We start from the raw sequence: 7,608 nt of genomic DNA on the forward strand, positions 1-7,608 counted from the left end.
GCCCCCGGGCACCCTCGCCCCCTTGGCCCCGCTCTTCGACCGGGAGGGCGTGACCGACATCGTCATAGTCGGCTACGGCCCGGGCGAGGCGGTCACGCCGGCGGTCGACGAGGCCAGGCGCCTGGCGGCCAAGGCTGGCGTTCACGTAGGGGAGGCGCTGCGTGCCCACGAAGGCCGCTACTGGTCATACGTCTGCGACCTCGCGACGTGCTGCCCCGCGCAAGGCACCCCGTACGACCCTTCCACCAGCCAGATCGCGGCCGAGGCGACGGTCCACGGCCTGGTCGCCCTCCCCGACCGCGAGGCCCTTGAGCGCACGATCGCCCCCATGACCGGTCCCGTACGCATGGCGATGCGGCACGCCACGGCGGACGCCGTCGCCGAGTTCCGGGAGAGAATCATGGCGACCACAGACCTGGACGCGTTCGCCAAGCAGTTCGTGGCTGAGGGCCTGGTCAGGGTTCGATCAGCCCTGGCCACCCACTCCGAGGGCGGACGCCTCGACGACGCCGAAGCGGCGCGACTGGGCCTGGACCTGGCGATCACCAGGGTTCGTGACGAGGGATGGACCACGATGCAGGAATGCCACGCTCTCCTGTGGAAGGACCTGACCCGCCGGCTGGAGCCCCGATTCACCCCACCGGCCGCGTCCCTGCTGGCCATGGCCGCCTGGCGGGCGGGCAACAGCGTCCAGGCCACCATCGCCGCCGAACGCGCGCTCGCCATCGACCCCGATTACTCGATGGCCAATCTGCTCATGCACGCCTTGCAGAACCTGCTTTCGCCCAGCGTAATGCGAGGCCGCCTGCCCACCCCGGCCGAACTCGACGCCACAATGGGCCCCGCCCACGCGGCCTGGCTACTTCCTCTGATCAACCTTCTCGACGAAGAAGATCTGCAATCCCCACCTGGATAAACGGCCTTGCTGGAGTCGGCTTCTCGGGCCGGGTAGGGGGCCACCCAATGGGCGGGAACGCGCCGCGGGGGCGGGCATGGGGGTCAATGCACAACCGAACTGAACACTGGTTCTTACTCCAAGCCCTCCTCGCGGCGACGGCGCTCGTTATAAGCGCGCATCCGTTGCGGATATCCGGTCAGCTGAACGTCGTACACCGGCAAGGCAAGATCGCGCGCGACCTTGCGGATCACTGCGGGCGCGCCGACCCTACGCCGGGTCCACTCGCCGTCGTCGGCCACGGCCACAGCGGTCGTGTCAGTGGCAAAAGTCTCTGGCTCGACGTAAAACTCGACGCCACGCCGCGAACGCGCAAAGGCGATAAGCGCTTCGATGTCAGCGTCTGTCGCCTCACGGTCGAACTTCGCGACCTTCGGGCCGCGAAGCCGACGAATCCCGTAGCGGTCTCGCCATCTCATGAATCCTTTTTATACCGTCTGGAGGCCCGGCGTCGGGGATGATCTAGGGGACAAATCCGGGATTCTCCCGATGGCACGGCCTGACTTCGCGACGCAGTATGAGTGGTGACTGCTTGATACTCGAAGGAGAGGCATGACGATTATGGCTGGGGTACCGACAACCCCTGGACCGGAACGGGTGCCGCCAGCTCAACTGCGCGTCACCAACCAGGACCGCGAGCATGTAGTGGAGCACGTCAAGGCCGCCTACGCCGAGGGGCGCTTCGACAAGCTCGAGTTCGACGACCGGCTTGAGCGTGCGATGACGGCACGCACGCACGGCGACCTGATGCCGATCATGACCGAGCTGTACGGCGTCCGAGGCGTGCCCCAGCTCAGCAGCCCGCTGCCACGCCCGGTCCGCTCCGGGTCCGCTCCGGAGAGCAACGAGCGCCTCGGCGCCGCCGCCGCGCACATGCTGATGGTTCTCGGGATCCCGATCATCGGCCCGCTGATCCTGCTGCTCACCGGGGGCAAGACGTCGCCCTACATCCGCAGCCAGGCGTTGGAGGCGCTCAACTTCCAGATCACGGTCGTGGGGGCGACGGTCCTGCTGCCGTTCACCGTCGTCGGGGTCATCCTCCTGCCCTTCATCTGGGTGGCAGCGGTCGTCCTCGCCATCGTCGGGGGCGTCTCCGCCCTGACTGAGGGCACCTTCCGCTACCCGATGACCATCCGCCTGGTGAAGTGACCCGGCCGCCGATTCCCACCCGTCCGCCACCGCTCCCATCCCACCGAGACCCCGCCCGGGGCCTCCGTGGGACGGCCCGGTCCACAAACACGCGTCTGTGCGCTCCTTCTGCGGGCGTGGGGTCGGTCTAGTTTCCGTGCGCGTCCGTTCGCTTCCTCTCCAGGAGCTTGCGTGGTGGCTCGGTCCACACGTGCGCGTCTGTTTGCCCTTTCTCCGGCCTGGGGGTCGGTTCGGTTCCCACGCGCGTCTGCTCGCTCCTTGTCCACGAGCTTGCGGGGCGGCCCGGTCCCACACGCCGCGCCCGTTCGCTCCATCGCGGGTTTGGGACTGCCCGGTCCACGCGCTGCGTCCATTCGCTCTATCCCCGAGTCTCGGGAGTCGGCCTGGTCCACCCGTGCGCGTTCGTTGGCTCACCGCCGGGTTTCGGGGTGACCTGGTTCCGTCTGCCCCTCGGGCGGGTCTGACCTCCTCCTACTTAGAGCGTTCGTCGCTTGTAGAGCGGCGTGCGTGGCGTTCATGAGGGTCTGAGTCGTTCAGTGTTCTGGCCCAGGCGCAATCGGGCGACGACCGAAGTCCGTGGAGAGCCAGGTCGCGAGGTCCTCGGCCGGGCGGCGGTGCTCGCCGGATCCCGGTTCCCCGGTCTCAGGCTCCTGTACGCGGTCGAGGCGGAACACCCGCCAGTCGCCGGCATCGAGGTCGTGGGCGAGGACGTACCAGTGACCGCGAGCGTAGACACAGCGCACCGCCTCCACCCGCCGCGGGGAGACGGCCCCGTGCCGGTCGCGGTAGACGAAGCGCAGCACGAGGTCCTGGCCGGCCGCGCGGAGCAGCACCGACAGAGTTTCTGGAGAGACCCCTGCGCGCTCGCCGCCGGCGTTCTCGCTCCCCGCTGCGGCGTCGTCCAGGACGGTACGCAGCCGCCGCGGGAGCACTTGCGACAGCTTGGTCAACGCCCGGTTCGACGCATCGCCGGCGAGGACTCCCTCGACCATGCGCAGCGCCGCCACCAGAGCCAGGACCTCGTCGTCCTGGAAGAGCAGCGGCGGCATCCGGCGCCCAGGCCCCAGCGCGTAGTGGCCCCCCGGCCCGGGCCGGCTCTCGACGGCGTAGCCGAGACCCTGCAGGCGGGCCACGTCACGACGGACGGTACGGGTGCTGACCGCGAGACGCTCTGCGAGCTCCGGAGCCGACCAGCTCGGCCGGGCGGCCAGCAACTCCAGCAGCCGGAGGGTCCGTCCGGCAGGGTCGTCGACGTGAGGGGGGAATTCGGTCACGGCTCCAGTGTGCCCGCAATTGCGGACAGGATCCGGCCACATCTTCCCGTACGGTCGGAGCCATGGATATCGCCATCACCGCACCGTCCGGCAACGTCGGCCGCTTCCTGGTCGGGCATCTGGTCCGCGCCGGTGTCCGGCCGCGGCTGCTGAGCCGCCACCTCGATCAGGCCCGCGCGACCTGGGGTGACCTCGTCGACGCTCGAGAGGTCGACCTGCGGGACGCTCAGGCCGTCACCGAGGCGACCCGCGGCATCGACGCGCTCTTTCTGGTCGTGCCGCCCGGCGAGGCCGACGACCCGGTCGCGGCGTATGCCGCGGTCGGCGAGATCGTCGCCGCCGCGGTCGCCGAGAATCGCATCCCCCGCACCGTCCTGCTGAGCAGCATGGGTGCGGAGCTCCGCAAGGGCGCCGGTGAGATCGACGGGCTGGCCCGCGTCGAAGAGGCGCTGGACCGGGTCGCCGGCGGCACCGGCCTGGCCGTCACCCACCTGCGGTGCGGCTACTTCTTCAGCAACCTCCTGTTCGAGCTCGACGGCATCCGCTCGGGCAGCGTGGACGTGATCCGGCCCACCGACGAGCCGTTCCCCTGGGTCGCGCCGGCCGACATCGCCGGGGTAGCCGCGTCCCTGTTGCTGCGCCCCGGCTGGTCGGGACGCCGGGTGCAGGCCGTGCACGGACCGCAGGACCTCTCCTGGGACGACGCATTGGCCGTGGTCGGCGAGGTCCTGGGCCGTGCGGTCACCGCCAGGCGCATCGACGACGACGCCATGAGGGCCACGCTTGTGGGCGCCGGCCTGTCACAGGCACAGGTCGAGGCCATCATGGGGATGTCGACCGGATTGCGCGAGGGATTCGTCGCCGAGCAGCCGCGGAGCCCCGTGACCACGACCGACACGACGCTCGGAGCATGGGCCTGGGCCGAGCTCCGTCCCGCCATCGAGGAGTCCGGGTGAGAATCTCGTTGCCCGTGGAGTAACCCCTGGTCGAGGGGCGCAGCACGATCCGCCTGCGGGGGTTGCTGCCGACGAACGCCGGGCCACCCGATTCCATCGTGCAAGGACAGGTGGCCGCCCGGCTGATCGGCACCCGCGTGGTGGTGGCCTGAACAACAGGGCAGATCTCGGTCAGCTGGGGCCAGACCCTCTCGTACGCGATCAGGCGGGGGAGCGGATGTGAAACCGGGTCAGGCGCCGCCGGTGCGTGCGGCGGTGATCACCACCGTCGAGTACCGCATCGTGAAGCTGCCGCCCATCTCGTCGACGGCGGCCCCGACGCTCGCCAGCACCTCCGCCAGCGCGTCCGGCGGAAGGCGGGTGAAGGCCCCCTGGGTGGGGACCAGGTCCAGCAGCGCGTCTCGGGTGCAGAGCTGCTCCCAGTCGAATTGCCACAGCTCCGTGTCGCCGAACCCGCCCGCCTCGCGGATCCCGTCGGCGGCCTTGGCCAGCAGCGGCTGGTACATGTCCGCGCCGCTCTCCGCCGGGGGCTGGAACTTGAAGGGCGAGTCCGGGATCACCCGCCGGGTGACTGCGGCGAAGGTCTCTTGCAGATCGGCGGGAAGCTGGAAGACGTTCCAGAACGCCGCCCACCGCCCGCCGGGCCGCAGCACCTGTGCGGTCTTGGTGGCGCCCTCGACCGGGTTCACCCAGTGCCAGGCCGTCCCGGCGATCACCGCGTCGAAGTCCCGGCCGGCGGGATCCCAAGCTTCGAACGTCGCCACCTCGACCTCGATCCCGCTGCGCCGCGCGAACTCGGCCATCCGCGCGTCGGGCTCCACGCCGAGGATCTTGCAGCCGGCCTCCCGGAACTGCCGGGCTTCGATGCCGGTGCCGCAGCCGACGTCGAGGGTGTCGGGGCCGGGGCTGGCGGCGACGATCCGGTCCACCATCGCCTGGGGATATCGGGGACGGGCGCGGTCGTAGCGCTCGGCATCGTGGCCGAACGACTCCGCTACCTTCCGGTGCTGATGGGGCTGGGGCTCAGGAGAGGGCGTTGCCGCCTCCGATATAGTGGGCATGCGCCCACCATAGTGGGCACATGCCCACTCGGCAAGCGAGTGGGGCTCAGCGAGTGTGAGGAGTGCGCCACGGTGCCGACGGGAGTGGCCATTCGCGACGTACGCGAGCAACTGTTCGACGCCGCAGAACGCGTCCTGCTCCGGGACGGCCCCAACGCGCTGACCAGCCGGGCGGTCACCACGGAGGCAGGCTGTGCCAAGGGTGTGCTGCACCGGCACTTCGCCGACTTCGACGCCTTCCTCGCCGAGCTGGTGCTCGACCGCATCGGCCGGATCGACGCTCAGGCCACCGCCTTGACTGACTCCGCCGGGACCGGCACCGTCGCCGACAACCTCACCGGCGCGCTGACGACTCTGTTCGAGTCGGTCGCGGCGGCGATCGTCGGCCTCATCGCCTCCCGGGACAACTTGCGCGCCCGGCTGCGCCAGGCAGGGCTGGCCGGGGTCCCGATGCTGACCGAGGCCGTGGCCATGATCGCCTCGTATCTCACCATCGAGTGCGAGATGGGCCGCATCGCGGCGGACGCCGAGATCGAAACGCTCGCGCTGACGCTGATCGGGGCCGGGCATCTGCTGTTCGCCGGTCGCGAGGGCGTCCCGCCGGAGCCCGGTGCCGTCCACAAGGTCGTGACCACGGTGATGGCCGACGTCCTGCAACGACGACTGCTCTGAACGGCTCTCGGGGCCGAGGGTTGAGCGGCTTCGATGATCTTGACGCGGAACGCCTTGTCGTGGGCGGTGCGTGACGCACATCGGGTTTCGCGGAACGGCGTCGTACCGTGCGGGTCGTGGTGCTGAGCGAGCCCCCGCTGCGGGCCGCCACCGAGCATGGGGGCGGGGCGGCGCTGCTCAGCCTCTCCGGCGTCCGCGTCCCACCGGCGCACCGGTGCTCAACGGCCGCGAGATCCCGCACCTGCTGAGGCGGGAAGACCGTGAGCTGGAGGACTGCGAGCTGGAGGACTGCGAGTTGGAGAGCCGCCAGCTGGAGGGTCGGGTGAGCCTCGCTGGCGCCACCGCTCAGGCCGTCGGCTTCGTCGGCTGCCGCCTGCCCGACCTCTGGGCACCCGCCACCCGCATCGGCGGCGTGCTCATCCTGCGCACCTCCGGTGTGCGGGGCTCTGGCGTGCGCACTTCCGGTGTGCGGGGCTCTGGCGTGCGCACTTCCGGTGTGCGGGGCTCCGGCCTGCGCGGCATCGACCTGCGGGGGGCCGATCGCCGGGAATGTCGACTACGGCCCGCTGTGGCAAACGGGCGGGCGGCTGCGCAGGCTCAGGTCCCGCATGGTGGCCATGGTCCAGGACGGCGAACGGGTGGTGGCGAGTGCTGCAGTAACCCGCGCCAGGGGGTGGTCGGACGGGTGGCGGCGAGTGCCACAGCAAGCCGCGCCAGGTGACGTCGAACGGGTGAGGACGGATTCCGCGCGGCAGGGCGTGGCTCCTGTCCGAAGGTGGCCTCCTGGGAAGCAGGCCCCGGGGCGTCAGCGGGCCAGGACCTCGTACTTGACTCTCATGACGCCCGCGCTCGTGTTCCCGATGGCGGCGAAGGCGGCCGTGGACAGGTCGAGGCAGCGACCCCCGACGTACGGGCCGCGGTCGTTGATGCGGACCGTGACCGACTCGCCGTTGTTCGGGTTGGTGACGCGGACCTTGCTGCCCAGCGGGAGGGTCTTGTGGGCGGCGGTCATGGCCGAGGGGTTGAAGCGTTCGCCGCTGGCGGTCATCTGGGGCTCCCCGTAGAACGAGGCGCCGCAGGAGCCGGTCGAGAGGACGCGAAGCTTCGGCTTCGAGGTCTTCTTCTTCGCCCTGGGCGCCGGGGAGGAGGATTCGGTGGCCTTCGGGGTGGCCGTCGCCGGAGACTTGGTGGTCTTCGGCCGGGCGGCCTCCGGGGGCTTGGGCGCAGAGGTGGTCGGCGCCGGGGAGGGCCGGCGGCCGGCCTCGTTCGGGGTCGCGGCCTGAGCGGAGGCCGGCTCGGTCGCGGGGGTGGCCGCGGTGAGGGCGATGGTGCGCTCGGGGGAGTCGTCGTTGCCGATGGCTGCCCAGGCGGTGGTGGAGGCGGCGGCCACGACGGCGGCGCCGGCCGCGATGACGGTCCACCGGCGCCTGCCGGCGGTGGCCTTGCGGTCCTGGGAAGGGGACGGCTTGTGCGAGTGCTGGCCCAAGGTAAACCACGGTCCTAGCTAGGGGATAGGGAAGGGAAAGGCCAGGTTGAGGGGG

At 70.6% G+C, this 7,608-nt stretch carries 8 protein-coding genes; 4 read left to right on the forward strand and 4 right to left on the reverse strand.

From position 1 onward, the window contains the following. A partial coding sequence (locus ETD85_RS58220) for a DUF4192 domain-containing protein (RefSeq protein WP_138698402.1) occupies window positions 1-916 on the forward strand: 916 nt, incomplete at its 5' end. Window positions 917-1,029: 113 nt separating this feature from the next. On the opposite strand, the gene ETD85_RS58225 is transcribed toward ETD85_RS58220, so the two are convergent. Then, a complete protein-coding gene (locus tag ETD85_RS58225; RefSeq protein WP_138698403.1) occupies window positions 1,030-1,374 on the reverse strand; it encodes a hypothetical protein in 345 nt (114 codons plus the stop codon). A 178-nt stretch (window positions 1,375-1,552) separates the two neighbouring features. Between ETD85_RS58225 and ETD85_RS58230 the strand changes: the two genes are divergently transcribed. After that, a complete protein-coding gene (locus ETD85_RS58230; RefSeq protein ID WP_240780107.1) occupies window positions 1,553-2,104 on the forward strand; it encodes a DUF1707 and DUF4870 domain-containing protein in 552 nt (183 codons plus the stop codon). 533 nt (window positions 2,105-2,637) lie between these two features. Here the strand turns inward: ETD85_RS58230 and ETD85_RS58235 are convergent. Then, the gene (locus tag ETD85_RS58235; protein WP_170247427.1) at window positions 2,638-3,378 is read right to left on the reverse strand and encodes a helix-turn-helix transcriptional regulator; all 741 of its coding nucleotides are present in this window, start codon (window positions 3,376-3,378) and stop codon (window positions 2,638-2,640) included. 62 nt (window positions 3,379-3,440) lie between these two features. Here ETD85_RS58235 and ETD85_RS58240 point away from each other — a divergent pair, with 62 nt between their 5' ends. Further along, a complete protein-coding gene (locus ETD85_RS58240) occupies window positions 3,441-4,334 on the forward strand; it encodes an NAD(P)H-binding protein (protein WP_138698405.1) in 894 nt (297 codons plus the stop codon). Window positions 4,335-4,564: 230 nt separating this feature from the next. Here the strand turns inward: ETD85_RS58240 and ETD85_RS58245 are convergent, their stop codons facing one another. Next, a complete protein-coding gene (locus ETD85_RS58245; protein WP_138698406.1) occupies window positions 4,565-5,395 on the reverse strand; it encodes a class I SAM-dependent methyltransferase in 831 nt (276 codons plus the stop codon). A 72-nt stretch (window positions 5,396-5,467) separates the two neighbouring features. On the opposite strand from ETD85_RS58245, the gene ETD85_RS58250 reads away from it, so the two are divergent. Continuing rightward, the gene (locus ETD85_RS58250) at window positions 5,468-6,067 is read left to right on the forward strand and encodes a TetR/AcrR family transcriptional regulator (RefSeq protein ID WP_138698407.1); all 600 of its coding nucleotides are present in this window, start codon (window positions 5,468-5,470) and stop codon (window positions 6,065-6,067) included. 805 nt (window positions 6,068-6,872) lie between these two features. Here the strand turns inward: ETD85_RS58250 and ETD85_RS58255 are convergent. Continuing rightward, window positions 6,873-7,553: a septal ring lytic transglycosylase RlpA family protein gene (locus tag ETD85_RS58255; RefSeq protein ID WP_206059555.1), complete on the reverse strand. Its 681-nt coding sequence runs from the start codon at window positions 7,551-7,553 to the stop codon at window positions 6,873-6,875. Between the last annotated feature and the right edge of the window lie 55 nt (window positions 7,554-7,608).

This window comes from Nonomuraea zeae (genome assembly GCF_005889725.1).
Classification (GTDB): Bacteria; Actinomycetota; Actinomycetes; order Streptosporangiales; family Streptosporangiaceae; genus Nonomuraea; species Nonomuraea zeae.

Coding starts and splice junctions, on each gene's coding strand:
- ETD85_RS58225 (WP_138698403.1), bottom strand. CDS start 1,374: ATGAGATGGCGAGACCGCTACGGGATTCGTCGGCTTCGCGGCCCGAAG.
- ETD85_RS58240 (WP_138698405.1), top strand. CDS start 3,441: ATGGATATCGCCATCACCGCACCGTCCGGCAACGTCGGCCGCTTCCTG.
- ETD85_RS58245 (WP_138698406.1), bottom strand. CDS start 5,395: ATGCCCACTATATCGGAGGCGGCAACGCCCTCTCCTGAGCCCCAGCCC.